We start from the raw sequence: 26,845 nt of genomic DNA, 5'->3' as shown, positions 1-26,845 counted from the left end.
GCGCCCGGTGGACTTTCCAGGCCACAAACATCGCTTGCGCGAGCGCGCCGGAAAACGCCGCCCAGCAATCGTAGGGGGCAGCCGTCGCCCTTGCGGTTTTCCTCGATAAAAAAAGAAAAAGCTCCGAATAACGGCAGGTGGTTACCCAGCGTCAATCGGAGCTTTCGTGCAGCGTCAGGCGACGGGTTTTTCGCCGTACCAACGCGGCGTATAGACCCATTCACCACCACCGGCCCTGGGGAATGTGCAGGTGGTGGACGAGCCGATCAGCACCATGGTGCGCATGTCCACCTGCTCCGGCGTCAGTTGCCCCAGCGTGGTGACACGCAAGGTCTGGCCTGGGCGCCCGACATCACGGCCCAGCACCACCGGCGTTTGCGGGGTGCGGTGCAGCGCGACGATTTCCAGGGCGCGCCCCAACTGCCAGGGCCGCGACCGCGAGATCGGGTTGTAGAACGCCAGGGCCAGGTCGGCCTGGGAGGCAAGGTCCAAGCGTTTTTCGATGATCGACCAGGGCTTGAGGTTGTCCGACAGCGACATCACACAGAAGTCATGCCCCAGCGGCGCACCTGCCTGGGCGGCGGTGGCCAGCGAAGCCGAGACGCCCGGCAGGATCTCCAGGTCGACCTGATGCCAGGCCGGGTCGCCGGACTCGTGCAACGCTTCGATCACGGCAGCGGCCATGGCGAATACGCCAGGGTCACCGGACGACACCACCACCACCGAACGGCCTTGGGCGGCCAGTTCGAAGGCGTGGCGCGCACGCTGCATTTCTTCACGGTTATCGGTGCAGTGCTGCACCTGGTCGTCACGGAACGGCCCCGCCATGCGCACGTAGGTTTCATAGCCCAGCACGTCGGTGCAACGGGCCAGTTCAGCCTTGACCGCCGGCACCATCAACTCGGCCGCGCCAGGGCCCAGGCCGATCACGGCAAGACGGCCACGCGCACGCCCTACCTGGAACAGGTCCAGGGGTTGCTCGGCAACGTGAATCACGATGTCGGCGTCTTGGCTGACGCTGGCGAAACGCAGCGGCACAGCCAATGCCGAGGCCGCTTCATGCAGCGTCGCCTCGGCCATCTGCGTATCGCTGGCGAGCAGGCACGCCAGCGATTGCACGGCAATGCCCGCGTCATGCAACGCAGCACGCACACGCTCGGCCAATCGCGCGCCCGGTTTGCAGGTCACGCTTACATTCTTGGGGTAGATCAACAATTCGTTGGCGACGGGCACGCGCTCGGCGCTGCTCACATGGATCGCCAAACGCGCTTGCGGGTCCTGGGGCAGATGCGCTTGATCCAACCACGGCGCGGCGCCTTCGATACGTACGCTTTCGCCGCCCAGCAAGTCGCTGACGAAGCGCTTGCCCAGTTCCAGGTCCGCCAGCTCATAACCCGCGGGCGGGTTGAGCAGGCAGGTGCCGAAACGCAACTCGCCACTGGTGGTGATCGCCGCGGCGACATTCAGCGCGGCGCCGATGTGCCGCGCCATCACGTTAACCCCGCCCAGGCCACCGAGCAGCGGCACCACGGCGCTGCCGTCTTCGGCCACGGCGAGCACGGCGGGCTCGTCACCTTTTTCCAGCAGCAGCGGCGCCAGGGTGCGGATCACGATGCCGGCGGCGCACAGCGCAATCAGCGGCGTGCCGTGTTGATACAGCCGGCGCAGGGTGGCGCCGAATTCGTCGTAGGCCTGGTCGGCGCCCTCAACCCGCCCCGCCAGCCCATGGATCAAGGCGCCGGGGTACAGCTGCTGGATCCTGCGCGCCGTGGCCAGGCTGCCCTGGCCCAGTATGACAATCGCTGGCGTCATCACCCTTGCCACCGCTCACCGGGCACGATGATCAGCGAGAAATACGGCGACGACATCGGCTCCACCTGATCCAGCGGCACGATCTTTTGGTTAGCCATGGTGGCGCGCTCCACATACAACGCGCGCTCGGCCAGGCCGAGTTCTTCCAGTACCTGGCGCACCTTGGGGAAGTTGCGACCCAGTTTCATGATCACGGCGGCATCGGCATCCGCCAGGCGGCGCTTGAGGTCGTCATGGGGCAGCACGCCCGACAGCACCGACAGGCTCTGGTTGCGATACACCAGCGGCGCGCCCAGCACAGAGGCGCCACCGAGCATCGAACACACGCCGGGGATGACCTGCGCGTCGTAACGTTCGGCCAAGCGGTCGTGCAGGTACATGTAGGAGCCGTAGAAGAATGGATCGCCTTCGCAGATCACCGCCACATCGCGCCCGGCATCCAGGTGCGCAGCCACATTGACGCTGGCGGTATCGTAGAAATCGCTGATCACTTGCTCGTACGACAGCGGCGCCGGCAATGCCTCGGTCGTCACCGGGTACACCAGCGGCATCAGGGTCTGTTGCGGCACCAGGTGATCCTCGATGATGCCGAATGCATTGCCCTTCTTGCCCTTGGCCACGAAGTACGCCACCACCGGCGATTCACGCAGCAGGCGCAGGGCCTTGAGGGTGATCAGTTCCGGGTCGCCGGGGCCTACGCCCAGGCCGATCAAACGTCCGCGCACGGGCATTATTCGACCTCCGTGGCGAGTGCATTGACCGCGGCGGCGGCCATGGCGCTGCCGCCCAGCCGGCCCTGCATGATCACGAACGGCACGCCACGGCTATCAGCCGCCAGCATCGCCTTGGATTCGGCAGCACCGACGAAACCCACCGGGAAGCCAAGGATCAACGCCGGTTTCGGCGCGCCGGCGTCGAGCATTTCCAGCAAGTAGAACAAGGCGGTCGGCGCATTGCCGATCACCACCACGCTGCCTGCCAAATGCGGGCGCCACAGCTCCAGGGCGGCAGCGGAACGGGTGTTGCCCAACTCCCGCGCCAACTCAGGCACGCTGTCGTCGCGCAGGGTGCAGATCACCGGGTTATTGGCCGGCAGGCGCGCACGGGTCACGCCCTCGGAAACCATCCGCGCATCACACAAGATCGGCGCGCCGGCGGCCAGCGCGTCGCGCCCGGCCTTGCCGGCACCGGCGGAGAATTGCAGGCCGTCGATGGCATCCACCATGCCGCACGCATGAATCACCCGCACCGCGAGTTTTTCCAGGTCGGCCGGGATACGCTCCAACCTGGCTTCCGCGCGAATAATGGCGAAGGAGTTGCGATAGATCTCCTGACCGTCGCGGATGTAATCAATCATCGGTGTTGCTCCGTGGACGAGCGCGTAACAGGGCGCCCGCCGCTTCAATGGAAAGAGTGCGCGCGTGCAGCCGGCCAAAACCTGGCTGGGCTGCATCGCGAAAATAGAGGTCGTAGTGGCCAGGGCTCACTGCCAGCAAGGTGACCGGCGCGGTGTGCGCGGCGGCGCAGGAACGTGGGCAGCCGGACAGATGCGCCTCGGCGCCGGGTGCCTGCGCGGCCAGTTGCATGGCATCGGCCTTGGTGTCGGCCAAGGCTTTGCCGCAACCGCTGGAGCCGGTGCAGGCGACCAGGCGCGCCAGGGGCTGGTCGGCCGAGCAAAGGAAGCCCAGCTGTGCCAGGCGCTCGGTCACGGCGTAAGGTTTTTCGACATTGGGCAGCAGCACGCCCTGCCAAGGGGTGAAGCGCAAAGTGCCGTCCCCGTAATCGCCGGCAAGCTGTGCGGCGCCCTTGAGCATCGTTGAATCGAGGCGGCCCAAGGGCGCGACAGCGGCGACATAAAACTGATTCTGTTGAGGCTGTGGATAAGTCCCAAGGTGTAACAAAGCGCCACTGGCCGGGCGATTGAAACCGCTTGCCGGCAGCAGAGGCAGGCTCAGGTGGCTCAGTACGTTATCCACAGGCAAATGGCGCATGCGGGTTTGCTCTGGGGCCGCGAGGGCAAGGAACGCTTCGAGGACGGCCACCACCAGTGCGTGCCCCTGGTCCAATCGCACGGCGGCCAGCGGCGCATCCAGGCCCGGGCAACCCGCCAGGCCAAACGCGAGCAACGTCTGGCCATCGCGCACGAATGCCGACAACCACAGGTCATGATGATGTTCGAGCATCGCCAGGGCCTCGCCGCCATCCAGTTGCACGGCGAACTTGGCCGACAACCCGTGAAAACGCGGATTATTTTCCAGCGTGGCAAGGATCTGCCCAGCCAGGGGGCGGGTGTCGAACAGCATCTGCGGGTCGATACCGGCGCTGGGGCTGAGCATCAGGTTGCGTACATCGTCACCAGCGGCGTTGTTCGGGCCAAGGCCAGCGGCGAGCAGCCTCGCGATCAAGGCATCCTGCTCGGCGCCGATCCCGCGGATCTGCAGGTTGGCGCGGTTGGTTGCCTCGATCACCCCACCGGCATAGGCCTGGGCCGCGTCCGCCACGGCGTTGGCCTGGGCGGCGCTGATCGAACCACCGGCCAACTTGATCCGGCAAATGCCGCCGTCCAAGGCCTGGACGATACGCAGCAACCCCGGACAAGCCGAGGGGCGCAAGGTATTCAGAGCGGGCGTTGGGTTCACGGAGCTACCGGTTCACGGGTAAAGGCGCGGTATTATGCCTGCTTTGTCCGGCGGCATGAAAAGCCTGCCCGTCGGATGTCGCTCAAGGAATGGATATGTCGCCCTGGCTGACGGTTGTAGGCATCGGTGAAGACGGCTTCAAGGGGCTGGGCAGGAATGCCCGGCATGCCCTGTTGCGCGCCACGCGGATTATAGGTGCTCAGCGCCAGTTGGACCTGTTGCCCGTGTGCATTCGTGGCGAGCGCCAGCTGTGGCCGAGCCCGTTTTCCCTGGAACCGGTGCTGGCAAAACGTGGCGAACCGGTGTGCGTGCTGGCCAGCGGAGATCCGATGTTCTATGGCGTGGGGGCCAGTCTGGCGCGGCAGATCGCGGCTGAAGAGTTGCTGATTTTACCGGCACCGTCGTCGGTTTCCCTGGCAGCCGCGCGTTTGGGCTGGCCGTTGCAGGACGTGGTGACGTTATCCGTGGTGGCCCGGCCCTTTGCGGCAATCAATGCGCACCTGGCCAGCGGCGTGCGCTTGTTAGTGCTGAGCAATGACGGTGGCAGCCCTGCGTTGATGGCGGCGTTATTGACCGAGGCAGGGTTCGGGCCCAGCCGATTGACGGTGTTTGAACAGGTGGGCGGCGCGCACGAGCGGCGCCTCGATGGACTGGCCGCAAGCTGGCAACACCTCAGCACTGCCGATCTGAACCTGGTCGCCATCGAGTGCATCGCCTCTGCCGACACACCACCGTTGTCACGCCTGGCGGGCCTGCCGGACGCGGCCTTCAAACACGACGGCCAACTGACCAAGCGCGATGTGCGCGCCATGACCCTCGCCCGCCTCGCGCCGATGCCCGGCGAACTGCTGTGGGACGTGGGCGCGGGCAGCGGCTCCATCGGTATCGAGTGGATGCGCACGCACCCCAGTTGCCGAGCGCTGGCGATTGAAGCCGACGAAGGTCGCCAAGGCCTGATCGAACACAACCGTGACGCCCTCGGTGTGCCCGGCCTGCATCTGGTGCGCGGTAAAGCCCCGGACGCATTGCAGGGCCTGCCGGTACCCGACGCGATCTTCATCGGTGGCGGCGTCACCCGCGACGGCGTACTCGACACCTGCTGGCACCACCTGCGCCCCGGCGGGCGGTTGGTCGCCAACGCCGTGACCCTGCAAAGCGAAATGACCTTGATGAACTGGCGCGCGGAGCACGGCGGCGAACTGACCCGCATCCACGTGGCCCAGGCGCAGCCGTTGGGGGAGTTTGATACCTGGCGCCAGGCGCTGCCGATCACCCTGCTGGACGTGGTCAAGCCGCTATGAAACGGATTCTGCTGCTGGGCGGCGTGACTGAAGCGCTGGCCATTGCCCGCACGCTGGGCCCGGAACATCTCTACAGCCTGGCCGGTGTCGGTCGCGTGCCGACCGACCTTACCTGCCAGGTGCGTGTCGGCGGTTATGGCGGCGCCGAGGGGTTGGCGCAGTTCGTTCGTGATGAGGGCATTAGCCTGATCCTCGACGCGACCCATCCGTATGCAGCGCAGATCAGCCGCAATGCCGCCGAGGCTGCACAGTTGAGTGGCGTGCCCTGCTGGGCACTGCGGCGCCCAGCGTGGCAACCGCAGGTAGGCGATGATTGGCGTGAGGTCAGTGACTGGGCCGGGCTGATCCAGGCCTTGAAACCGTTCAACCGGCCGCTGTTCACCTTGGGGCGCGAGCCGTTGCAGCACCTCGACGAAATTCCCCCCGGGCAGTTCTGGACGTTACGGGCGCTGGAGGTATACCCGGGAAATGAGCGCTGTGAAGTGATAGGCGCACGTGGACCGTTTCTGATCGAGGACGAGCGCGAGTTATTCGAGCGACGCGCAATTGATGTGCTGATCAGCAAGAACAGCGGCAGCACCGCCACCGAGCCCAAGCTGGAAGTGGCGCGGGAACGAGGGGTGCCGGTGCTGGTGCTGAAGCGACCGGTGTTGGCGACCGTGGACCGGGAGTTCGCCACCGTGTCGGCGGCCTTACAGGCAATCACCCTTCTTTAAACACCACCGATCCATTGTGGGAGGGGGCTTGCTCCCGATGGCGGCGTGTCAGCCACTGATTGACTGACTTCACACCGCCATCGGGAGCAAGCCCCCACATTTAAAACTGCGTCATCCAGCTACTGCTGCGGTCTGCGCAACGCCGAGTAATTCCTCTCGGAACCAACCGAACAGCCAACTCTCGGGCCTCACCACCGAAAGTCGAATCCCCTACAAACACTTCTGAACAAGCTGGCTGGCTCAGCCAAAAGCCCTCGCCCTAACCTCCCCGCTCGCGGTTTTGCATCAGCGTCCGCGATGGGGATGCCTGCTTTTTGCAGCGCATCGCAACTTGCCAATGTGTATCCCAAGGAATACGATCCGAGATGATTCACTTCAAGAGGTCTGATGAGTTTCAGGAATGGCTTTATTCGTTGCGCAGTCAACCCGCCCATGGACGCGTACTAACAAGATTGGATAACGCAAGAATGGGTAATTTTGGAGACTGCGAAAACGTCGGAAATGGCATATCCGAAATGCGCATCCACTATGGCCCTGGATACCGTGTGTACTTCAAGCGTGTAGGTGAGGTGGTTTACCTATTGCTGACAGGTGGCGATAAATCAACGCAAAAACGCGACATTGAGCGCGCTAAAGCAATTGCCGATGAATTTGAGAGAAAGGAGTGACCCATGACTCAATTTAACGATTTCGACATAGCCGAACACCTGACGAGCCCTCAGGACATTGCGGGGTATCTGGAAGCTTCTTTCGAGGAGGACGCCGGTGACGGGCTGCTGATTCGTTCAGCGCTCAACAACATCGCCCGCGCCCAAGGCATGACCCAAATCGCCCGCGACGCAGGTCTCGGACGGGAAAGTCTATACAAAGCCCTCTCCAGCACTGGCAATCCTGAGTTCGCGACTATCATGAAGGTCATGAAGGCGTTAGGCCTGAGACTTCGCGCCACCGCTATCTGATGGCACTGCGACACCAAACCACACCGTCCCTTTTTACTTCTCCCCACCGATCAGGCTAAATACCCGCCTGCTCCTTTAACCCTACGGATTGTCCGCCATGGCCCGTCAACGCTTTGCAATTGCCTGGATCGCCTGCCTTGCAGTGCTGTTCAATGCGTTTGCCATGCCGATGGCCAGTGCGATGCAGCAGACGGATGACCCGGTCAAGCGGCTGATGTGGGGCGGGTTCTGTTCTTCCAATGGCGCCAGCCTGAAGACGATTGCCCTGGGCAAGCTGCAAATCCCGGCGCCGCAGCAGGACGATCATTCCACCATGCAGCATTGCTGGTGTTGCTCCGGCGGGGCGCCCTTGGTGGCGTTGCCGGGGCATGCGTCGCAGTTGTACGTCACGCGGTTCGACGCGGTACAGAGCCTGCCACCCCCCTCGTTGCAAACCCCAACCCCGCGCCAGCAATGGCCGAGCCTCAACCCCCGCGCCTCTCCAACGGTCTGAGCTTCTTCGCAAGTGAACTGCGTTTAGAACCGTTCTGGAGAACTGCCATGCTTAAATCTTCCCTGCTTCTGGCCGCGTTGCTGCTGCCGGTGTTCAGTGCCGCCAACGCCGAAGACTACAAGGCCGGCGACCTGCTGGTCAGCGACCCCTGGTCCCAGGAATTGCCGCCGAACGCGCCGACGGTTGCGGCGTACTTTGTCATTCATAACACCGGCGCCACCCCGGATCGCCTGCTCAGTGCTCAGACGCCCTTGGCGCAGAAAGCCGAATTGCATGAGCATGTGATGCAGGGCGATTTAATGAAGATGCAGCAAGTGCCCAGCGTGGCCGTGCCGGCCAAGGGCGAACTGACCTTCGCGCCCATGGCTTATCACGTGATGCTGCTGGGCCTCAAAGACCGCAGCCTGTTGGCCGATGGCAAGCAATTTCCGTTGACCCTGACCTTCGAAAAAGCCGGCAAGGTCGAGGTGCAAGTCTCGGTACAAAAAGTGCCGCCGATGGCCAACCACGGGCATAAGCACGCTCAATAGGCCAACACTCGATGGGCGCCCCTCGCGCCAGGCTCTCTCCACACCGCGTGAAGCGCGGCAGTTGGGTCTGCCTGTTTGCCATGTTGATGATCTTTATCGGCCCGCTGATTTCCCAAGCGATGCCGATGGACCATCACGCCGGTATGTCTATGGCAATGCCCATGGAGATGCCGGGCGACCACGGCGAATCCCATCATCCCAAAGCCCCCAGCGAACACCACGCACTCTGGGCCAAGTGCGGTTATTGCGACCTGCTGTTCAGTTGCCCCGCCCTGCCCGGCAGCGTGTCATGCGTGGCCCTCGGTCCCCCGCCGCCGGCCAATGCCCTCACCCCCGCCACGCGCCTGGGCCATGCCCGGCAGAGCATCTTCCCCGGCGCCCGCAGCCGTGCGCCGCCCGTCGTTTCGTAAACGTCTGACACCGTTACTTCACCCCGGCCGACTTTAGACAGACAGCCGCAGGCTGCTGGCCGTGTTGTTTACGAATGATTGATGGAATTTGTCATGTCCAGGTTTTCTGCTGACACCCGATTGGGAAGTACCACTGCGCTCGCCATTTTATGCGGCGCATTCCTGGCGCCACAGGTTCAGGCCGACGAGCATGAGCTGAGCCCCACCGTGATCACCGCGATCGCACCCAGCTCGCCGCTGACCGTGGTCACCGACCCGAAAGACCCGCGCCAACCGGTGCCCGCCAGCGATGGCGGCGACTACCTCAAGACCATCCCCGGCTTCGCCCTGGTGCGCAACGGCGGCACCAATGGCGACCCGGTGCTGCGCGGCATGTTCGGCTCGCGCCTGAACATCCTCACCAACGGCAGCATGATGCTCGGCGCCTGCCCCGGCCGCATGGATGCGCCCACCTCGTACATTTCGCCGGAAACCTACGACACCCTAACCGTGATCAAGGGCCCGCAAACCGTGCTCTGGGGCCCAGGCGCTTCGGCCGGCACCATTTTGTTCGAGCGCGAGCCGGAACACTTCGGCGAGCTGGGCACGCGGCTCAATGCCAGTGTGCTGGCCGGTTCCAACGGGCGTTTCGACAAGGTCATCGACGCCGCCGCCGGCGGGCCGCGGGGCTACGTACGGGTGATCGGCAACCAGGCACACGCCGACGATTACAAGGACGGCAACCACGACACCGTCGCCTCACGCTACGACAAATGGAACGGCGACGTGGCCGTGGGTTTTACCCCCGACGCCGACACCCTGCTGGAACTCACCGCCGGCCGTGGCGATGGCGAAGCACGCTACGCCGGGCGCGGCATGGACGGCTCGCAGTTCCTGCGCGAAAGCCTGGGCCTGCGCTTCGAAAAATCGAATATCGGCGAGGTGCTGGACAAGGTCGAGGCCCAGGTCTACTACAACTACGCCGACCACGTGATGGACAACTACAGCCTGCGCACGCCCTCGGGCACCGGGATGATGGCCGGGCCCATGGCCTCCAACGTTGACCGTCGCACCCTCGGCGCGCGGGTCAAAGCCACCTGGCGCTGGGCCGATCTGCAGTTGATCAGCGGCCTGGATGCACAGACCAATGAACACCGCGCACGCAGCAGCATGGGCATCGACACCTACAAAGACCTGCCGCGCACCAAGGACGCCAACTTCCACAACTACGGCGTGTTCGGTGAACTGACCTGGTACGCCGCCGACCGCGACCGCCTGATCAGCGGCGCGCGCCTGGACCGCGCCTCGGCCAAGGATTTTCGCCAAACCCTCGGCTCCGGCATGAGCACCCGCCCAAACCCGACCGCCGACAATAGCCGCGCAGACACCCTGCCCTCGGGCTTCATGCGTTACGAGCACGACCTGGCCGACACCCCCACCACGCTCTACGCCGGCCTGGGCCACGCCGAACGGTTCCCGGACTACTGGGAACTGTTCTCCCCCAACACCGGCGCGGCAGGCTCAGTGAATGCCTTCGACGGGGTGAAACCGGAGAAAACCACCCAACTCGACTTCGGCGCGCAATACAAAGCCGCCGACCTCGAAGCCTGGGCCTCGGGCTATGTGGGCCAGGTGCGTGACTTCATCCTGTTCGACTACCGGGCCGGCAGGATGGGCACCACCTCCCAGGCGCGCAATGTCGACGCGCGCATCATGGGCGGCGAACTGGGCGCGGCATACAAGCTGACGCGCCACTGGAAAGCCGACGCCAGCCTCGCCTACGCCTGGGGCAAGAACAGCAGCGACGGCAAGCCCCTGCCGCAAATGCCGCCGCTGGACACACGCCTGGGCCTCACCTACAGCGAAGACGACTGGAGCGCCGGCGCCCTCTGGCGGGTGGTCGCCGCGCAACACCGCATCGACCCGAACAAGGGCAATGTGGTCGGCAAGGACTACGACAAGAGCGGCGGCTTTGGCGTGTTTTCGCTGAACGCCGCGTACCGCCTCAATAAACACTTCAAGGTCAGCACCGGCGTCGACAACCTGTTCGGCAAAGCCTATGCCGAGCACCTGAACCTAGCGGGCAACGCCGGGTTCGGCTACCCGGCCAGCGATCCGCAGGCCATCAAGGAGCCCGGCCGAACCCTTTGGACCAAGGTGGACATGAGCTTCTAAACGCATCGCCGGCAAGCCAGCTCCCACATTGGAATACCTCCCAAATGCGGGAGGGGGCTTGCCCCCGATGACGGTGTACCTGACACAAAAAACTCAAAGCCTTGCGGAGCCCGATGATGAACAAGCAAAAAATCTCCTTCTACAACCTGGCCTGGCGCTGGCACTTCTACGCCGGGCTCTTCGTCGCCCCCTTCATGGTGCTGCTGGCAATCACCGGCATCATCTACCTGTTCAAACCCCAACTCGACCCGTTGATGTACGGCCACCTGCTGACCGTCCCCGCCGCCGAACACACATTGAGCGCCGACGAACAACTGCAACGCGCCAAGGCCGCCTACCCTCAGGGCGCAATCAGCAAGTACCTGCCCCCGGTGGACGCCACCCGCAGCGCGCAGTTCGTGATGCACAACGGCGGCCGGGAAATCACCGTATTCGTCGACCCCTATCGCGGCACGGTGCTCGGCGAACAGGACGCAAAATACAACCTGCAAGCCATCGCCCGAGCCCTGCACGGCGAGCTGATGATCGGCACCACCGGCGACCGCCTGGTGGAACTCGCCGCCGGCTGGGGCGTGATGCTCGTCGTGTCCGGCCTGTACCTGTGGTGGCCGCGCGGCAAGTCGTCGGCCGGGGTATTGTGGCCGCGCATTAACAGTCGTGGCCGAGTGTTCTGGCGCGATATGCATGCGGTCGCGGGCTTCTGGGGCGCTGCGTTTTTGCTGGTGATGCTGCTCAGCGGCATGACCTGGACCGGCTTGTGGGGCAAGCAATACGCCGACCTGTGGAACCGCTTTCCAGCCGCCATGTGGAACAACGTGCCGCAGTCCGACCAGCAAGCGCGGGTGCTCAACACCGCGACGCAACAGACCGTGCCCTGGGCCATGGAAAACACGCCGATGCCGATGTCCGGCGACCACGCCGAGCACATGAACCACGGCGCCATGCATTCCGCTCCCGCCGCCCCCACCCTGCGACTGCAACAAGTAGTGGACCTGGCCACCGCGCACAAAGTCGAGCCCGGCTACAGCATCACCTTCCCCACCACCGCCGAAGGCGTGTTCACCATCGCCGTGTTCGCCGACGACCCGCGCTTTGATGCCACCCTGCATGTGGACCAGTACACCGGCAAGGTCCTGGCCGATGTGCGTTGGGCGCACTACAACCTTGTCGCCCGCGCCACCGAAACCGGCGTGATGCTGCACGAGGGCAAGATGTTCGGCTGGGTCAACCAACTGATCGTGCTATTGATCTGCCTGATGATTCTGCTCAGCGCCGTCAGCGGCGTGGTGATCTGGTGGAAGCGCAGGCCCCAGGGCGGCCTGGGCGTTCCGCCGTTGCGCCATGACCTGCCCAAGTGGAAAACCGCGATGCTGATCATGCTCGGCCTGGCGATTGTTTTCCCGCTGGTGGGCGCCTCGCTGATCGCGGTGTGGGCGTTGGATCGCCTGGTGTTGGCGCGCTTTTTCGGCCAGCGCGCGCCCGCCACCGATCAGGCATAAGCCAGGCAACGCCAATCGCTCGCTAACGCACCAGCGCGGTGCCCGCTGCGCACCATCGCCGGATCCAGGCGCCGAATCGGTGCAGGGTCTGGCGCTCATCGCGGTGCGCAGCACCGGATTCAAGGGCTGGCCCGAGCGGGCACAGCCTTTGCAATCACTCCAGTATCTGACCCACAACAACACTCAGGCACTCGGAGATCGCACCATGAAGCGTCGCAGCTTGATCAAGGCTTTCACTTTGTCGGCATCCATTGCCGCCATGGGCATGACCTGGACTATCCAGGCCGCCGAGACCATCAAGGTCGGCATCCTGCACTCGCTGTCCGGCACCATGGCCATCTCCGAAACGTCGCTTAAAGACATGGCGTTGATGACCATCGATGAAATCAATGCCAAGGGTGGCGTGAACGGAAAAATGCTCGAGCCCGTAGTCGTCGACCCTGCGTCCAACTGGCCGCTGTTCGCCGAAAAAGGCCGGCAGTTGCTGACCCAGGATAAAGTCGCCGTGGTGTTCGGCTGCTGGACCTCGGTGTCGCGCAAATCCGTGTTGCCGGTGTTCGAAGAACTCAACGGCCTGTTGTTCTACCCGGTGCAATACGAAGGCGAAGAGATGTCGCCGAACGTGTTCTACACCGGCGCGGCGCCGAACCAGCAGGCGATCCCGGCGGTGGAATACCTGATGAGCGAAGAAGGCGGCGGCGCCAAGCGTTTCTTCCTGTTGGGCACCGACTACGTGTACCCGCGCACCACCAACAAGATCCTGCGTTCGTTCCTGCATTCCAAAGGCGTGGCGGATAAAGACATCGAAGAGGTCTACACCCCGTTCGGCCACGCCGATTACCAGACCATCGTCGCCAACATCAAAAAATTCTCCGCCGGCGGCAAGACCGCGGTGATTTCCACCGTGAACGGCGACTCCAACGTGCCGTTCTACAAAGAACTGGCCAACCAAGGCTTGAAGGCCACCGACGTGCCGGTGGTGGCCTTCTCCGTCGGCGAAGAAGAACTGCGCGGCATCGACACCAAGCCGCTGGTAGGCAACCTCGCCGCCTGGAACTACTTCCAGTCGGTGGAGAACCCGGTGAACAAAAAGTTCGTCGCCGACTGGAAGGCCTACGCCAAGAAACACAACCTGCCGGGCGCCGACAAAGCCGTGACCAACGACCCGATGGAAGCCACCTACGTGGGCATCCACATGTGGGCGCAGGCGGCCGAGAAAGCCAAGTCCACCGACGTCGACAAAGTGCGTGAAGCGCTGGCCGGCCAGACCTTCGCCGCACCGTCGGGCTTCACCCTGACCATGGACAAGACCAACCACCACCTGCACAAGCCGGTGATGATCGGCGAGATCCAGGCCGACGGGCAGTTCTCGGTGGTGTGGCAGACCCAGGAGCCGATCCGCGCGCAGCCGTGGAGCCCGTACATCCCTGGCAATGACAAAAAGCCGGACTATGCGGTGAAGAGCAACTAAAGCCCCCCAGGCCAAATGTGGGAGGGGGCGATCCTCTTCCCACACTGTCCGGCACGACTAGGACATTTGTTTATGCCCGCTGCCCTCCATCGCTATTTCCTGGCACTGCTGCTGTTACTGCCTTTGGCGGTACACGCAAGCGACGCCGAAGACTTCCTCGCCGCCAACCCGGCGCAGCAAGCCAAACTCCTCCAGGATTGGGCCGCCAACCCCGACCCAGCGCGCATTGAGCTGGTGGACGCCCTGGAGCAAGGCCAGCTCACGCTCAATGGCGAAACCAAAACCGTGCGCCTGAACAACCGCCTGCGCGCCCTGATCGATAACGTACAAGCCAGCCAGCAACTGCTCGCCGCCGATCCCAAGGTCCGTTTGACCGCCGCGCAAACCCTGCAAAAAAGCGCACAACCGGCGCAGCTCAAATTCCTCGACCAGCGCGTCGCCGCCGAAACCGATGAAGGCGTGCACACCGCGCTGAGCCTGGCGCTGGCCAACCTGCAATTGGTCGACCCCGACCCGGTGGTGCGCCTGGCCGCCGTGCGTTTGCTTGGCAGCACCGGCGACCCGCTGGCCCGCACGCGCCTGGAAGCCCTGCTCGCGCCCGGCGTCGAAACCGATGCCGGCGTGCACACCGCCGCCGAAACCAGCCTGGCCCAGGTCAAACGCAAACTGATGATGGGCGAGATCCTCGGCCAGGCGTTCAGCGGCATGTCCCTGGGTTCGATCCTGTTGCTGGCGGCGCTGGGGCTGGCGATCACCTTCGGCCTGCTTGGCGTGATCAACATGGCCCACGGCGAAATGCTGATGCTCGGCGCCTACTCGACCTATGTGGTGCAGTTGCTGATGCAGCGCTACGTGCCCGCGGCCATCGAGTTCTACCCGTTGATCGCGCTGCCGGTGGCGTTCTTTGTCACCGCCGCCATCGGTATGGCGCTGGAACGCACGGTGATCCGCCATTTGTACGGCCGCCCCCTGGAAACCCTGCTGGCCACCTGGGGCATCAGCCTGATGCTGATCCAACTGGTGCGCCTGGTGTTCGGCGCGCAGAACGTCGAGGTGGCCAACCCGCAATGGTTGTCCGGTGGCATCCAGGTGCTGCCCAACCTGGTGCTGCCGTACAACCGCATCGTGATCATCGCCTTTGCGTTGTTTGTGGTGGTACTCACGTGGCTGCTGCTGAATAAGACTCGCCTGGGCCTGAACGTGCGCGCGGTCACCCAGAACCGCAACATGGCCGCCTGCTGCGGCGTGCCCACCGGGCGCGTGGACATGCTCGCCTTTGGCCTCGGCTCCGGCATCGCCGGCCTGGGCGGCGTGGCGCTGAGCCAGATCGGCAACGTCGGGCCGGACCTTGGCCAGAGCTACATCATCGACTCGTTCCTGGTGGTGGTGCTCGGCGGTGTCGGCCAACTGGCCGGCAGTGTCACGGCGGCCTTCGGGTTGGGCATCGCCAACAAAATTCTTGAGCCGCAGATCGGAGCCGTGCTCGGCAAGATCCTGATCCTCGCGCTGATCATTCTGTTTATCCAGAAACGCCCGCAGGGACTCTTCGCACTGAAAGGACGGGTGATCGACTGATGAACCAGCCATTGATGCTTACGGCCGCACAAAAGGCCGGCCCCAAGGCGACGATTGCCGTCGGTGTGATCGTGCTGATCCTGCTGCTGGCGTTGCCGTTGTGCTCGCTGCTGTCGCCGCAAAACCCGCTGCACGTGTCGGCGTACACCCTGACGCTGGTGGGCAAGATCCTCTGCTACGCCATCGTCGCGCTGGCCCTGGACCTGGTGTGGGGTTATGCCGGGATGCTGTCCCTGGGCCACGGGCTGTTTTTTGCCCTGGGCGGTTATGCGATGGGCATGTACCTGATGCGCCAGGCCGCCGGCAGTGAGTTACCGGCGTTCATGACGTTTTTATCGTGGACCGAACTGCCTTGGTATTGGGCCGGCACCGACCACTTCCTGTGGGCCCTGTGCCTGGTGGTATTGGCGCCGGGGTTGCTGGCGTTGGTGTTCGGCTTCTTCGCCTTCCGCTCGCGGATCAAGGGCGTGTATTTCTCGATCATGACCCAGGCCCTGACCTTTGCCGGGATGCTGCTGTTCTTTCGCAACGAGACCGGGTTTGGCGGCAATAACGGCTTTACCAACTTTCGCAGCATTCTGGGCTTTGGCATCACCGAGCCGGGTACGCGCGCCGTGCTGTTTACCGCCACGGTGCTGCTGCTGGTGGCGAGCCTGTATATCGGCTGGCGCCTGGCGCAAAGCAAGTTCGGCCGCGTGCTGACTGCCCTGCGCGATGCCGAGAACCGCCTGATGTTCTGCGGCTACGACCCGCGTGGTTTCAAGCTGTTCGTGTGGGTGTTGAGCGCCGTGTTGTGCGGCTTGGCCGGGGCTTTGTATGTGCCGCAGGTGGGCATCATCAACCCCAGCGAAATGTCGCCGACCAACTCCATCGAAGCCGCCGTGTGGGTGGCCCTGGGCGGGCGCGGCACGCTGATCGGCCCCTTGCTCGGCGCCGGGGTGGTCAATGGCATGAAGAGCTGGTTCACCGTGGCCTTCCCGGAATACTGGCTGTTCTTCCTCGGGGCGTTGTTCATCATCGTCACCCTGTACCTGCCCAAGGGCGTTATCGGCCTGCTGAAGAAATGAGGAACGTCATGCTTGAACCTATTTTCGATGCAGGCAGCGGCCGTGATGCGATCGGCATCGGCCAGGCTGCAGGCAAGGGCCTCAACACGCGCCATGGCACGATCCTGACCCTGGAAGACATCAGCGTCAGCTTCGATGGTTTCAAGGCGCTCAACGACCTCAACCTGTACATCGGCGTCGGCGAACTGCGCTGCATCATCGGCCCCAACGGCGCGGGCAAGACCACGCTGATGGACGTGATCACCGGCAAGACCCGACCCAGCCACGGCAACGCCTGGTTCGGCGAAACCCTGGACCTCACCGGCATGAGTGAAGTGCAGATCGCCCAGGCCGGCATCGGCCGCAAGTTCCAGAAGCCCACGGTGTTCGAAGCCCTCAGCGTGTTCGAAAACCTGGAGCTGGCGCAGAACACCGACAAGTCGGTGTGGGCCAGCCTGCGCGCGCGCCTGAGCGGCGAACAGAAAGACCGTATCGAAGAAGTGCTCGACACCATTCGCCTCACCGCATCGGTACAGCGCCCTGCCGGCCTGCTGTCCCACGGCCAGAAGCAGTTTTTGGAAATCGGCATGCTGTTGATGCAGGACCCGCAGCTGTTGCTGCTGGATGAACCGGTGGCGGGCATGACCGACGCCGAAACCGAGTTCACCGCCGAGCTGTTCAAACGCCTGGCGGGCAAGCATTCGCTGATGGTGGTGGAACACGACATGGGCTTTGTCGGCTCGATTGCCGACCACGTGACGGTGTTGCACCAGGGCAGCGTGCTGGCCGAGGGGTCGCTGGAACAGGTGCAGGAAAACGAGCGGGTGATCGAGGTGTACCTCGGCCGCTGACTTGCTGGAAGGGGGCTTGCCAGCCCCCTCCCACAAAGGATTTGAGGAGAATTTGGGTATGCTGCAAGTCGAAAAATTGCACCAGTACTACGGCGGTAGCCACATCCTGCGCGGGCTGTCGTTTGACGTGAAGATCGGCGAAGTGACCTGCCTGCTCGGCCGTAACGGCGTGGGCAAGACCACCCTGCTCAAGTGCCTGATGGGGTTGCTGCCGGCCAAAGAGGGCGCGGTGAATTGGGAAGGTCGCGCCATTACCGGTTTCAAGCCACACCAGCGCGTGCATGCAGGGATCGCCTACGTGCCCCAGGGTCGCGAGATTTTCGGGCGCCTGACGGTAGAAGAAAACCTGCTGATGGGCCTGTCGCGCTTCCCTGGCTCGGAGGCCAAAGAGGTGCCGGCGTTTATCTACGAGCTGTTCCCGGTGCTGCTGCAGATGAAGCATCGGCGCGGCGGTGACTTGTCCGGCGGGCAACAACAGCAGCTGGCCATCGGCCGTGCCCTGGCCAGCCGCCCGCGCCTGTTGATCCTCGACGAACCCACCGAAGGCATCCAGCCGTCGGTGATCAAGGAGATCGGCGCAGTGATCAAACAGCTCGCGGCACGCGGCGACATGGCGATTCTGTTGGTGGAGCAGTTCTATGACTTCGCCGCCGAACTGGCCGACCAGTACCTGGTGATGTCGCGGGGTGAAATCGTGCAGCAGGGCCGTGGCGAAAATATGCAAAGCGACGGTGTGCGCGGCCTGGTAACGATCTAATCTGTAGCGTCCTGACGATAAGCACCCAACCATGAACCTGCCCGTTTCCTCTGCCTTGTTCACCCCCAGCTGGCACGCCGAGCTGGAACTCGGCTACGCGCGTTTCGGCGACACCACGCGCCCGGTGATGCGCCGCCACCTCGGCCCGCTGCGCGTGCAAAAGCACCTGTATGCCGAAGGCCCCGAGGTGTGCCAGCACATCATCGTGCACCCGCCCGGCGGCATTGCCGGCGGGGATCGCCTGGCTATCAGCGCCCATGTCGCCGAAGGTGCCTGGGCCCAATTGACCAGCCCCGGCGCAGCCAAGTGGTATCGCGCCAAGGGCCCTGCGTATCAGCACCTCGACCTGCGCGTCGCAGCGGGCGCCACGCTGGAATGGCTGCCCCAGGAAACCATCGTATTCAGCGCCGCCCAGGCCGAACTCACCACGCGCATTGACCTGCAAGGCGACGCCCGCCTGTTCTACTGGGATGTGGTCGCCCTGGGTCGCCCAGCCAGTGGCGAGCGCTTCGACCTGGGCCATTTTCAAGCCCATTTGGATATCCGCCGCGACGGTCGGTTGCTCTGGCATGAACGCCAGCGCATCGTCGGCGGCGATGGCTTGCTCGACTCACCGATCGGACTGGATGGGCAACCGGTGTTCGCCACATTGCTGGTCACCGGCGACATCCCTGCTCAGTTGCTTGAACAATGTCGCGCGCTGCCGAACGCCGTACGCGGCGACCTGACCCAACTGCCCGGCTTGCTGGTGGCGCGTTGCCTGGCCGGTGAAGCGCTGCTGGCGCGGGGATGGTTGATTGATTTATGGCGGCTGTTGCGTCCGGCGGCACTTGGGCGCGAAGCCGTCGCACCACGAATCTGGAGCACATGAAGATCAAAATGTGGGAGGGGCGGTGCGACGATTCGACGTGCTCCCGATAGCTGAGTGTCATGCAATAAATCTGTCACTGATCCATCGCCATCGGGAGCAAGTCGAATCGTCGCACCGCCCCTCCCACATTTGATCTCCACTGTATTTAAGAATGCATTTAAAGGACCTTGAACCATGGACCTCACCCCACGGGAAAAAGACAAGCTGTTGATCTTCACCGCAGGCCTGGTGGCCGAGCGTCGCCTGGCGCGCGGTGTGAAGCTCAACTACCCGGAAACCATCGCCTACATCAGCGCCGCGCTGATGGAAGGTGCCCGCGATGGCCGCACTGTGGCCGACCTGATGCACTACGGCACCACCCTGCTCAGCCGCGAACAGGTGATGGAAGGCATCCCGGAAATGATCCCGGATATCCAGGTGGAAGCCACCTTCCCGGACGGCACCAAGCTGGTCACCGTCCACCAACCGATTGCCTGAGGCCCGGCCATGATTCGTGATGCAACCGAAAAGGACCTTCCCGCCATTCGCGACATCTACAACGACGCGGTGTGCAACACCACGGCGATCTGGAACGAGCAACCGGTGGACCTGGCCAACCGCCAGGCCTGGTTCAGCGCGCGCCAGGCCCAGGGCTACCCGATTCTGGTGGCGGTGGAAAACGATGAGGTCACCGGCTACGCCTCGTTCGGCGATTGGCGGCCCTTCGAAGGCTTCCGCTACAGCGTCGAGCACTCGGTGTACGTGCGTAACGACCAGCGCCGCAAAGGCCTGGGCCCGCGCCTGATGCAAGTCTTGATCGAACGCGCGCGCGCCGCCGGCAAATACGTGATGGTCGCCGCCATCGAAAGCGGCAACCAGGCCTCGATCCGCCTGCATGAGCGCCTGGGGTTCGTCACCACCGGGCAGATGCCGCGAGTGGGCATCAAGTTTGGCCGCTGGCTCGACCTGACCTTTATGCAACTGGCCTTGAACCCGGGCGCCGAACCGTCCAAGGAGTGAGATCGATGAGCGCTGCACAACTGCGTCGAGTCCATGCTGAAAGCTTTGCCCATTACCGCCAGGGCTTGATCGAACTGTTGCTGGACGCGGTGAAGCATGGCGCCTCGGTGGGTTTCATGGCTGACTTCGATGACGCCCAGGCCCGCGCTTATTTGAGCGGCGTGCAAGCCGGTATCGAAGACGCCGGCTTGCTGTTGTGGGTGGTGGTGCGCGATGAACAGGTGCAGGCCAGCGTGCAATTGGCGCTGTGCCAGAAAGCCAATGGCCTGAACCGTGCCGAGGTGCAAAAACTGCTGGTGCACAGCAGCGCCCGGCGCCATGGCCTGGGCCAGCAATTGATGCACGCGCTGGAACTCGCCGCGCGCCAACACAAACGCGGCCTGCTGTACCTGGACACCGAAGCCGGCTCTACGGCGGAAGCCTTCTACCAGGCGCTGCGCTACACCAAGATCGGTGAACTGCCCGATTACTGCCAAAGCCCGGACGGGCGCTACAGCCCGACCGCCATCTACTTCAAAACCCTGGGGCAACCTGCATGATTCCTGGCCAATACCGCATCCAGCCCGGCGAGATCGAACTCAACGTCGGCCGCCGCACCATCATCCTGAGCGTGGCCAACAGCGGCGACCGGCCGATCCAGGTGGGTTCGCATTACCATTTTTTTGAAACCAATGACGCGCTGACGTTTGACCGTGCCGCCAGCCGGGGCATGCGCTTGAACATTCCGGCGGGGACTGCGGTGCGGTTTGAGCCGGGGCAGAGCCGCGAGGTGGAGTTGGTGGATTTGAGTGGTGGGCGGCGGGTGTTTGGGTTTGCCGGTCGGATCATGGGCGACCTTTAGGGCCTCATCGGGAGCAAGCCCCCGATAGCGGCCTCATATTCAACACACATTTTTCAGGACAACCCTATGAAAATCAGCCGCCAAGCCTACGCCGACATGTACGGCCCCACCGTCGGTGACAAGGTGCGCCTGGCCGACACCGAATTGTTCGTCGAAGTGGAACAGGACTTCACCGTCTACGGCGAAGAAGTCAAATTCGGTGGCGGCAAGGTGATCCGCGACGGCCAGGGCCAAAGCCAGTTGCTTGCCCATGAAGTGGTCGACACCCTGATCACCAACGCGCTGATCATCGACCACTGGGGCATCGTCAAGGCCGACGTCGGCTTGAAAAACGGGCGTATTCACGCGATCGGCAAAGCCGGTAACCCGGACATCCAGCCAGGCGTGACCATGGCTATCGGCGCCAGCACCGAAGTGATTGCCGGCGAAGGCATGATCCTCACCGCCGGCGGCATCGACAGCCACGTGCATTTCATCTGCCCGCAGCAGATTGAAGAAGCACTGACCAGCGGCGTGACCACCATGATCGGCGGCGGCACGGGGCCGGCTACCGGTACCAACGCCACCACCTGCACCTCGGGCCCCTGGCACCTGGCGCGCATGCTGCAGGCCAGCGATTCGTTCCCGATGAACATCGGCTTTACCGGCAAGGGCAACGCCAGCCTGCCGGAGCCGTTGGTCGAGCAGGTCAAGGCCGGCGCCATCGGCTTGAAGCTGCATGAAGACTGGGGCACCACGCCCGCCAGCATCGACAACTGCCTGAGCGTCGCCGACAGGTACGACGTGCAGGTGGCGATCCACAGCGACACGCTCAACGAATCCGGCTTCGTCGAAACCACCCTCGCCGCGCTCAAGGGGCGCACCATCCACACCTATCACACCGAGGGCGCCGGCGGCGGCCACGCGCCAGACATCATCAAGGCCTGCGGCTTCCCCAACGTGTTGCCCAGCTCAACCAACCCAACGCGACCGTTTACGCGCAACACCATCGACGAGCACCTGGACATGTTGATGGTCTGCCATCACCTGGACCCAAGCATCGCCGAGGACGTGGCCTTCGCCGAAAGCCGCATCCGCCGCGAGACCATCGCCGCCGAAGATATCCTGCATGACCTCGGCGCGTTCTCGATGATCAGCTCCGACAGCCAGGCCATGGGCCGCGTCGGCGAGGTGATCACGCGTACCTGGCAGACCGCCGACAAGATGAAAAAGCAACGCGGCGCCTTGCCCGGCGACGGCGCGGGTAACGACAACTTCCGCGCCAAGCGCTACATCGCCAAATACACCATCAACCCGGCGATCACCCACGGCATCAGCCACATCGTCGGCTCCATCGAGGTGGGCAAGTGGGCCGACCTGGTGCTGTGGCGCCCGGCGTTTTTCGGCATCAAGCCGACCCTGATCCTCAAGGGCGGCGCGATTGCCTCAAGCCTGATGGGCGACGCCAATGCCTCGATCCCAACGCCGCAACCGGTGCACTACCGCCCGATGTTCGCCAGCTTCGGCAGCTCGCTGCACGCCACCAGCCTGACGTTCATCAGCCAGGCCGCACTGGAGGCCGGCTTGCCGGAAGCCTTGGGTTTGAAGAAACAGATCGCGGTGGTGAAGGGGTGTCGCGACGTGCAGAAAAGCGACCTGATCCACAACGATTACCTGCCGGATATCGAGGTCGACCCACAGACGTATCAGGTCAAGGCGGATGGGGTGTTGCTGTGGTGTGAACCGGCTGACGTACTGCCGATGGCGCAGCGTTACTTCCTGTTCTGACTTACCCCGGTGGCGAGGAGCGTGCTCCCTCGCCACCGGGGCTTAGAAGTTTTCGCGCGGGTTGAAGTTGGCCTTTTTCGCCAGTGCCTGCCACAGCGCGATGGTCTCGTCGTCGGCCTGTTTGGGCATGACCGCCTTGAGTTGCACAAACAGGTAGCCGCGCTGCCCGGCCTTGTTCAGCAAACCGTGGCCCTTGGCACGCATGCGCTGGCCGTTCTGGCTGCCGGCCGGCACCTTGAGGTTGATCTTGCCGGTGAGGGTGGGCACGGTGACTTCGGTGCCCAACGCCAATTCCCACGGCGCCAATGGCAGGTCGATGATCAGGTTTTCACCGTCCACTTCGAACTTGGGGTGCGGCGCGAACTTGATGATCAGGTACAGATCGCCATTGGCCCCGCCACCGATACCCGGCGCGCCCTGCGCTTTGAGGCGGATGCGCTCACCGTCGGTCACGCCGGCGGGGATCTTCACGTTCAGGCTCTTGGTGGTGTTGCTGACGTGCCGGCCCGAGGCGTCGTATTGCGGCACCTGGAAGGTGACCTGCTTGGACTCGGTGGACAGCGTCTCCTCCAGGAACACCGACAGCTGCATTTCCACGTCCTGGCCTTTACGCCCGGTGGGCCGGCGCTGGCCGCCACCAAAGGCATCGCCGCGCGAGCCGAAGATCGAACTGAAAAAGTCCGAGAAATCGCCCGCGTCCTGGCCGCCGCCAAAGCCGCCACGGCTCTGCCAGCCCGGTGGCCCCTGGAACGGCTGGCCATGCTGGCCGTACTTGCGCAGTTCGTCGTACTCGGCGCGTTTGTCGGCGCTTTTAAGCGCCTCATAGGCTTCGGACGCGTCCTTGAACTTGGCTTCGGCGTCTTTTTCCTTGCTGACATCCGGGTGATATTTGCGCGCGAGCTTGCGATAGGCGGCCTTGATTTCCTTGTCATCGGCGCTCGGCTCGACACCCAATATCTTGTAGTAGTCTTTGAAATCCATCGGCGGTTCACCATCCTTAATCGAGATCGCACAGCCCGGGGCACAACGTGCGTTGTTTTGCACCTGTTGAGTGATGTGGCCTGGGGGTGCGTCGCAGTGTTAATCGGCACGTGCCGTATGCACCACATGTGGGGGCGAATCGCGCACTTTCAAGCACGATTTAACGGATGGTCGGCCTACGCATCCGCCTTCGACTGGCATACACTGCGCGGCCGTTTTTCGACCGGAACCCGATAGACATGAAAAACCCATCCCCAGCCCGTGCCTGCGGCATCGACTTTGGCACGTCCAACTCCACCGTCGGCTGGATCCGCCCCGGCCAGGAGACGCTTATCGCGCTGGAGGACGACAAGATCACCTTGCCGTCGGTGGTGTTCTTCAACTTCGAGGAGCGTCGCCCGGTGTACGGTCGCCTGGCACTGCACGAGTACCTGGAAAACTACGAAGGCCGCTTGATGCGCTCGCTCAAGAGCCTGTTGGGCTCCAAGCTGATCAAACACGACACCAGCCTATTGGGCACGGCGATGCCGTTCACCGACCTGCTGGCGCTGTTTATCGGCCAACTCAAGAGCCGCGCCGAAGCCAACGCCGGCCGAGAGTTCGAAGAAGTGGTACTGGGCCGCCCGGTATTTTTCGTCGATGACGACCCGATGGCCGACCAGGAAGCGGAAAACACCCTGGTCGACGTGGCGCGCAAGATCGGCTTCAAGGACATCTCGTTCCAGTACGAGCCGATCGCAGCGGCGTTCGACTACGAGTCCACCATCGAAAAAGAAGAGCTGGTGCTGATCGTCGATATCGGCGGCGGTACCTCCGACTTCTCGCTGGTGCGCCTGTCGCCGGAGCGTCGTCACAACGACAACCGCCAGAGCGACATCCTCGCCACCGGCGGCGTACACATCGGCGGTACCGACTTCGACAAACAGCTCTCGCTGGCCGGCATGATGCCGCTGTTCGGTTACGGCAGCCGCATGAAAAGCGGCGCCTACATGCCCACCAGCCACCACATGAACCTGGCCACGTGGCACACGATCAACTCGGTGTACTCGCAAAAGTCCCAGTTGGCCCTGGGCAGCATGCGCTACGACATCGAAGACACCGGCGGCATCGACCGCCTGTTCAAGCTGATCGAACAGCGCGCCGGGCACTGGTTGGCGATGGAGGTTGAAGAAACCAAGATCCAGTTGACCCACGAAGAACGCCGCCACGTGCCGCTGGACCGTATCGAAGCGGGCCTGAGCGTCGACCTGAGCCGGGCGCTGTTCGAATCGTCCATCGACGCCTTGCTCGAACGCGTGCGCGCCAGCGTGACGCAATTGCTCAACGATGCTTCGGTGAGCGTGGCGCAGGTGGACACGGTGTTCTTTACCGGCGGCTCCAGCGGCATCCCGGCGCTGCGTCACAGCATCGCGGCGATGCTGCCGAATGCGCGGCATGTGGAAGGCAATATTTTTGGCAGTATTGGCAGCGGCCTGGCGATTGAGGCGAGCAAGCGCTACGGGAACTGAGTTTCACCTGTGTGACGCCATCGGGGGCAAGCACCCTCCCACATTTTGATTTGTGAACACATTCAAAGGTGGGAGGGGGCTTGCCCCCGATGAGGCGCGCCCAGGCAGCACAAGGCTTAAACCATACCGCCGAGCTTCAGCTCACTCTTCAGATACGCGTAATAAATCGGCCCCGCCACCACCCCCGGCAGGCCGAATGCCGCTTCAAACACCAGCATCGCCAACAACAATTCCCACGACTTGGCACTGATCTGCCCGCCGACAATGCGCGCGTTGAGGAAGTACTCGACCTTGTGGATCACGATCAGATACCCCAACGCCGCCACCGCCACCCAGATCGACAGCGACAGCGCGACGATGGTGATGAGGGTGTTGGACATCAGGTTGCCGATCACCGGCAGCAGGCCGAGCAGGAAGGTCAGCACGATCAGGGTTTTGGTCAGCGGCAGGTGGATGCCGCACAGCGGCAGTACCACGGCGAGGAACACCGCCGTGAACGCGGTGTTGAGCGCGGCGATCTTGATTTGCGCGAACACAATGTTGCGAAACGCCTGGACCAGCAGGTGCAGGCGGTCGAACAGCGCGGCGGCCAGGGGCTTGCGTTTGGTCAGGTCGGGGATGCGTTGCAAGGCGATGATCGCGCCGAGCACCATGCCGATCAGCAGGGTGACGAACATGTGCGCCGCGTCTTTACCAACCAGTTGCAGTTCACTCAGGTGCTTGCTCAGCCATTCGCCGATGGCCACGCGGAATTCGGCGGCGCTGGCGGGCAGGTAGGCATCGAGGAACGGCGGCAATTGGCCGCGCGCGCGGTCGACCACACCCATGAATTTGTCGAGGGAAGCCCCAGGGTTTTCGGCTTCGTGGAGCAGGAAGCTGATGGCGCCGGCAAAGATCAACGTCAGTACGCTGACGATCAGGGTGCCGAGCAAGGCCACCGCCAGCCAGCGCGCGCGGCGGCCTTCGATCAGCCGTTGCAGTTGGGGGGTGAGCATGTTGACCAGTTCATAGACCAACAGGCCGGCCAGCAGGCTAGGCAGTAGTTTGAGCGGCAGGACCAGCAGCAACCCGCCAAAAATGATGATGTAGCTGGCCAGCAACAACATAGGACGCTGAGAAAACGTTGGCATACAGCCTCAAAACGAACGGCGTTAAAGGATGGGCAGTCTGCCAGCGTTCAAGAAATCAAGCGAGAGCTGAAGGCGCGAATGCCGATCAAGTGTGGGAGGGAGCAAGCCCCCTTCCACAGTTGTTTTCCAGCGTTGGCGAAATAGGGGGTCAGCCTTTGAGGCAGGTGCTCATGAACGTCTTGCGCGCATCGCCGGTCAGCGCCTTGGTTTTCGCCGAGGCATTGCAATCCTTCATTTTCTGCTGCTGCGGGGTCAGGGTCTTGGCGTCATTGGCCGCCGGGGCCGACAGGCAGGTTTTCATGAAGGCCTTGCGCTCGTCGCCTTTGAGCGTCTTGGTGGTGGCTTCGGCATTGCAGGTGGTCATTTTGTTTTGCTGCGCGGTGGCGGCAAAGCCTTGGGAACAGAGCAGCAGGCCTATCATCATCAACGGAACACGCAACATCTTCATGGAGTTTTCTCCCGGTTACCGCGCCGAGGGGCGCAGCCTTCGCAGAGTGTAGCCAAATCCTGTTACACATTCCCACGAAGAGAGGAT

The 26,845-nt window shown here is 63.3% G+C and carries 28 protein-coding genes; 21 read left to right on the top strand and 7 right to left on the bottom strand.

Annotated elements, in window-relative coordinates:
- Positions 1–174 precede the first annotated feature (174 nt).
- From cobJ to cobG, 4 genes are read right to left on the bottom strand one after another with little or no spacing between them, the layout of a single operon-like run.
- Positions 175–1,812 (bottom strand): precorrin-3B C(17)-methyltransferase, encoded by a 1,638-nt coding sequence (gene cobJ / locus KSS96_RS03925; protein WP_068936054.1) that lies wholly within the window; start codon positions 1,810–1,812, stop codon positions 175–177.
- A complete protein-coding gene (locus tag KSS96_RS03920) occupies positions 1,812–2,543 on the bottom strand; it encodes a precorrin-2 C(20)-methyltransferase (RefSeq protein ID WP_017527891.1) in 732 nt (243 codons plus the stop codon). Before KSS96_RS03920 ends, cobJ begins: the two co-directional genes overlap by 1 nt.
- Positions 2,543–3,169, bottom strand: a complete 627-nt coding sequence (locus tag KSS96_RS03915) for a precorrin-8X methylmutase (RefSeq protein WP_017527892.1) — start codon at positions 3,167–3,169, stop codon at positions 2,543–2,545. The genes KSS96_RS03920 and KSS96_RS03915 overlap by 1 nt, the downstream gene beginning before the upstream one ends.
- Positions 3,162–4,451: a precorrin-3B synthase gene (gene cobG / locus KSS96_RS03910; protein ID WP_223271431.1), complete on the bottom strand. Its 1,290-nt coding sequence runs from the start codon at positions 4,449–4,451 to the stop codon at positions 3,162–3,164. The genes KSS96_RS03915 and cobG overlap by 8 nt, the downstream gene beginning before the upstream one ends.
- A gap of 95 nt (positions 4,452–4,546) precedes the next feature.
- Here cobG and KSS96_RS03905 point away from each other — a divergent pair, with 95 nt between their 5' ends.
- From KSS96_RS03905 to ureC, 20 genes are all read left to right on the top strand, one after another.
- Entirely contained in the window at positions 4,547–5,752 is a 1,206-nt protein-coding gene (locus KSS96_RS03905) for a bifunctional cobalt-precorrin-7 (C(5))-methyltransferase/cobalt-precorrin-6B (C(15))-methyltransferase (protein WP_065879421.1), read from the top strand.
- A complete protein-coding gene (locus KSS96_RS03900; protein ID WP_217855743.1) occupies positions 5,749–6,468 on the top strand; it encodes a cobalt-precorrin-6A reductase in 720 nt (239 codons plus the stop codon). The genes KSS96_RS03905 and KSS96_RS03900 overlap by 4 nt, the downstream gene beginning before the upstream one ends.
- A gap of 365 nt (positions 6,469–6,833) precedes the next feature.
- Entirely contained in the window at positions 6,834–7,136 is a 303-nt protein-coding gene (locus tag KSS96_RS03895; RefSeq protein WP_017527896.1) for a type II toxin-antitoxin system RelE/ParE family toxin, read from the top strand.
- A 3-nt stretch (positions 7,137–7,139) separates the two neighbouring features.
- Positions 7,140–7,427 (top strand): addiction module antidote protein, encoded by a 288-nt coding sequence (locus KSS96_RS03890; RefSeq protein WP_017527897.1) that lies wholly within the window; start codon positions 7,140–7,142, stop codon positions 7,425–7,427.
- A 97-nt stretch (positions 7,428–7,524) separates the two neighbouring features.
- On the top strand, positions 7,525–7,920 hold the full coding sequence (locus KSS96_RS03885) for a DUF2946 domain-containing protein (RefSeq protein WP_017527898.1): 396 nt from the start codon (positions 7,525–7,527) through the stop codon (positions 7,918–7,920).
- A gap of 47 nt (positions 7,921–7,967) precedes the next feature.
- Positions 7,968–8,450 carry a copper chaperone PCu(A)C gene (locus tag KSS96_RS03880; RefSeq protein WP_017527899.1) on the top strand — a complete coding sequence of 161 codons (483 nt, stop codon included), beginning with the start codon at positions 7,968–7,970 and terminating at the stop codon, positions 8,448–8,450.
- Between the two features lie 11 nt (positions 8,451–8,461).
- Positions 8,462–8,860, top strand: coding sequence for a DUF2946 domain-containing protein (locus KSS96_RS03875; RefSeq protein WP_065879425.1), 399 nt, complete (start codon positions 8,462–8,464; stop codon positions 8,858–8,860).
- A 93-nt stretch (positions 8,861–8,953) separates the two neighbouring features.
- Positions 8,954–11,014, top strand: a complete 2,061-nt coding sequence (locus KSS96_RS03870) for a TonB-dependent copper receptor (RefSeq protein ID WP_065879426.1) — start codon at positions 8,954–8,956, stop codon at positions 11,012–11,014.
- Between the two features lie 116 nt (positions 11,015–11,130).
- Entirely contained in the window at positions 11,131–12,513 is a 1,383-nt protein-coding gene (locus tag KSS96_RS03865) for a PepSY-associated TM helix domain-containing protein (RefSeq protein WP_017527902.1), read from the top strand.
- A 205-nt stretch (positions 12,514–12,718) separates the two neighbouring features.
- On the top strand, positions 12,719–13,984 hold the full coding sequence (gene urtA / locus KSS96_RS03860) for an urea ABC transporter substrate-binding protein (RefSeq protein ID WP_026067266.1): 1,266 nt from the start codon (positions 12,719–12,721) through the stop codon (positions 13,982–13,984).
- Positions 13,985–14,056: 72 nt separating this feature from the next.
- A complete protein-coding gene (gene urtB / locus KSS96_RS03855) occupies positions 14,057–15,559 on the top strand; it encodes an urea ABC transporter permease subunit UrtB (protein WP_135196320.1) in 1,503 nt (500 codons plus the stop codon).
- On the top strand, positions 15,559–16,626 hold the full coding sequence (urtC, locus tag KSS96_RS03850) for an urea ABC transporter permease subunit UrtC (protein WP_065879429.1): 1,068 nt from the start codon (positions 15,559–15,561) through the stop codon (positions 16,624–16,626). The genes urtB and urtC overlap by 1 nt, the downstream gene beginning before the upstream one ends.
- Complete coding sequence (gene urtD, locus KSS96_RS03845) at positions 16,623–17,456, top strand: urea ABC transporter ATP-binding protein UrtD (RefSeq protein WP_017527906.1); 834 nt, start codon at positions 16,623–16,625, stop codon at positions 17,454–17,456. Before urtC ends, urtD begins: the two co-directional genes overlap by 4 nt.
- A 58-nt stretch (positions 17,457–17,514) precedes the next feature.
- On the top strand, positions 17,515–18,213 hold the full coding sequence (urtE, locus tag KSS96_RS03840) for an urea ABC transporter ATP-binding subunit UrtE (protein WP_017527907.1): 699 nt from the start codon (positions 17,515–17,517) through the stop codon (positions 18,211–18,213).
- 31 nt (positions 18,214–18,244) lie between these two features.
- Positions 18,245–19,084 (top strand): urease accessory protein UreD, encoded by an 840-nt coding sequence (locus KSS96_RS03835; RefSeq protein WP_017527908.1) that lies wholly within the window; start codon positions 18,245–18,247, stop codon positions 19,082–19,084.
- 174 nt (positions 19,085–19,258) lie between these two features.
- On the top strand, positions 19,259–19,561 hold the full coding sequence (ureA, locus tag KSS96_RS03830; protein WP_003171437.1) for an urease subunit gamma: 303 nt from the start codon (positions 19,259–19,261) through the stop codon (positions 19,559–19,561).
- A 9-nt stretch (positions 19,562–19,570) separates the two neighbouring features.
- Positions 19,571–20,083, top strand: coding sequence for a GNAT family N-acetyltransferase (locus tag KSS96_RS03825; protein ID WP_217855741.1), 513 nt, complete (start codon positions 19,571–19,573; stop codon positions 20,081–20,083).
- A 5-nt stretch (positions 20,084–20,088) separates the two neighbouring features.
- Positions 20,089–20,622: a GNAT family N-acetyltransferase gene (locus KSS96_RS03820; RefSeq protein ID WP_068936064.1), complete on the top strand. Its 534-nt coding sequence runs from the start codon at positions 20,089–20,091 to the stop codon at positions 20,620–20,622.
- The gene (locus tag KSS96_RS03815; protein ID WP_017526372.1) at positions 20,619–20,924 is read left to right on the top strand and encodes an urease subunit beta; all 306 of its coding nucleotides are present in this window, start codon (positions 20,619–20,621) and stop codon (positions 20,922–20,924) included. The genes KSS96_RS03820 and KSS96_RS03815 overlap by 4 nt, the downstream gene beginning before the upstream one ends.
- 66 nt (positions 20,925–20,990) lie before the next feature.
- Positions 20,991–22,691 carry an urease subunit alpha gene (ureC, locus tag KSS96_RS03810; RefSeq protein ID WP_017526373.1) on the top strand — a complete coding sequence of 567 codons (1,701 nt, stop codon included), beginning with the start codon at positions 20,991–20,993 and terminating at the stop codon, positions 22,689–22,691.
- 42 nt (positions 22,692–22,733) lie between these two features.
- On the opposite strand, the gene KSS96_RS03805 is transcribed toward ureC, so the two are convergent.
- Positions 22,734–23,672: a DnaJ C-terminal domain-containing protein gene (locus tag KSS96_RS03805; RefSeq protein WP_017526374.1), complete on the bottom strand. Its 939-nt coding sequence runs from the start codon at positions 23,670–23,672 to the stop codon at positions 22,734–22,736.
- A 239-nt stretch (positions 23,673–23,911) separates the two neighbouring features.
- Here KSS96_RS03805 and KSS96_RS03800 point away from each other — a divergent pair, with 239 nt between their 5' ends.
- Positions 23,912–25,180, top strand: coding sequence for an Hsp70 family protein (locus tag KSS96_RS03800; protein ID WP_017526375.1), 1,269 nt, complete (start codon positions 23,912–23,914; stop codon positions 25,178–25,180).
- 116 nt (positions 25,181–25,296) lie between these two features.
- On the opposite strand, the gene KSS96_RS03795 is transcribed toward KSS96_RS03800, so the two are convergent.
- Positions 25,297–26,310, bottom strand: coding sequence for an AI-2E family transporter (locus KSS96_RS03795; protein ID WP_017526376.1), 1,014 nt, complete (start codon positions 26,308–26,310; stop codon positions 25,297–25,299).
- A 148-nt stretch (positions 26,311–26,458) separates the two neighbouring features.
- The gene (locus KSS96_RS03790; RefSeq protein WP_017526377.1) at positions 26,459–26,758 is read right to left on the bottom strand and encodes a PsiF family protein; all 300 of its coding nucleotides are present in this window, start codon (positions 26,756–26,758) and stop codon (positions 26,459–26,461) included.
- Positions 26,759–26,845: the final 87 nt, after the last annotated feature.

The organism is Pseudomonas asgharzadehiana (assembly GCF_019139815.1).
In the GTDB taxonomy this organism is placed as follows: Bacteria; Pseudomonadota; Gammaproteobacteria; order Pseudomonadales; family Pseudomonadaceae; genus Aquipseudomonas; species Aquipseudomonas asgharzadehiana.
This window is presented reverse-complemented; position numbering and strand designations above follow the sequence as displayed.

Coding starts and splice junctions, on each gene's coding strand:
- cobJ (WP_068936054.1), bottom strand. CDS start 1,812: ATGACGCCAGCGATTGTCATACTGGGCCAGGGCAGCCTGGCCACGGCG.
- KSS96_RS03920 (WP_017527891.1), bottom strand. CDS start 2,543: ATGCCCGTGCGCGGACGTTTGATCGGCCTGGGCGTAGGCCCCGGCGAC.
- KSS96_RS03915 (WP_017527892.1), bottom strand. CDS start 3,169: ATGATTGATTACATCCGCGACGGTCAGGAGATCTATCGCAACTCCTTC.
- KSS96_RS03905 (WP_065879421.1), top strand. CDS start 4,547: ATGTCGCCCTGGCTGACGGTTGTAGGCATCGGTGAAGACGGCTTCAAG.
- KSS96_RS03900 (WP_217855743.1), top strand. CDS start 5,749: ATGAAACGGATTCTGCTGCTGGGCGGCGTGACTGAAGCGCTGGCCATT.
- KSS96_RS03895 (WP_017527896.1), top strand. CDS start 6,834: ATGATTCACTTCAAGAGGTCTGATGAGTTTCAGGAATGGCTTTATTCG.
- KSS96_RS03890 (WP_017527897.1), top strand. CDS start 7,140: ATGACTCAATTTAACGATTTCGACATAGCCGAACACCTGACGAGCCCT.
- KSS96_RS03885 (WP_017527898.1), top strand. CDS start 7,525: ATGGCCCGTCAACGCTTTGCAATTGCCTGGATCGCCTGCCTTGCAGTG.
- KSS96_RS03880 (WP_017527899.1), top strand. CDS start 7,968: ATGCTTAAATCTTCCCTGCTTCTGGCCGCGTTGCTGCTGCCGGTGTTC.
- KSS96_RS03875 (WP_065879425.1), top strand. CDS start 8,462: ATGGGCGCCCCTCGCGCCAGGCTCTCTCCACACCGCGTGAAGCGCGGC.
- KSS96_RS03870 (WP_065879426.1), top strand. CDS start 8,954: ATGTCCAGGTTTTCTGCTGACACCCGATTGGGAAGTACCACTGCGCTC.
- KSS96_RS03865 (WP_017527902.1), top strand. CDS start 11,131: ATGAACAAGCAAAAAATCTCCTTCTACAACCTGGCCTGGCGCTGGCAC.
- urtA (WP_026067266.1), top strand. CDS start 12,719: ATGAAGCGTCGCAGCTTGATCAAGGCTTTCACTTTGTCGGCATCCATT.
- urtB (WP_135196320.1), top strand. CDS start 14,057: ATGCCCGCTGCCCTCCATCGCTATTTCCTGGCACTGCTGCTGTTACTG.
- urtC (WP_065879429.1), top strand. CDS start 15,559: ATGAACCAGCCATTGATGCTTACGGCCGCACAAAAGGCCGGCCCCAAG.
- urtD (WP_017527906.1), top strand. CDS start 16,623: ATGAGGAACGTCATGCTTGAACCTATTTTCGATGCAGGCAGCGGCCGT.
- urtE (WP_017527907.1), top strand. CDS start 17,515: ATGCTGCAAGTCGAAAAATTGCACCAGTACTACGGCGGTAGCCACATC.
- KSS96_RS03835 (WP_017527908.1), top strand. CDS start 18,245: ATGAACCTGCCCGTTTCCTCTGCCTTGTTCACCCCCAGCTGGCACGCC.
- ureA (WP_003171437.1), top strand. CDS start 19,259: ATGGACCTCACCCCACGGGAAAAAGACAAGCTGTTGATCTTCACCGCA.
- KSS96_RS03825 (WP_217855741.1), top strand. CDS start 19,571: ATGATTCGTGATGCAACCGAAAAGGACCTTCCCGCCATTCGCGACATC.
- KSS96_RS03820 (WP_068936064.1), top strand. CDS start 20,089: ATGAGCGCTGCACAACTGCGTCGAGTCCATGCTGAAAGCTTTGCCCAT.
- KSS96_RS03815 (WP_017526372.1), top strand. CDS start 20,619: ATGATTCCTGGCCAATACCGCATCCAGCCCGGCGAGATCGAACTCAAC.
- ureC (WP_017526373.1), top strand. CDS start 20,991: ATGAAAATCAGCCGCCAAGCCTACGCCGACATGTACGGCCCCACCGTC.
- KSS96_RS03805 (WP_017526374.1), bottom strand. CDS start 23,672: ATGGATTTCAAAGACTACTACAAGATATTGGGTGTCGAGCCGAGCGCC.
- KSS96_RS03800 (WP_017526375.1), top strand. CDS start 23,912: ATGAAAAACCCATCCCCAGCCCGTGCCTGCGGCATCGACTTTGGCACG.
- KSS96_RS03795 (WP_017526376.1), bottom strand. CDS start 26,310: ATGCCAACGTTTTCTCAGCGTCCTATGTTGTTGCTGGCCAGCTACATC.
- KSS96_RS03790 (WP_017526377.1), bottom strand. CDS start 26,758: ATGAAGATGTTGCGTGTTCCGTTGATGATGATAGGCCTGCTGCTCTGT.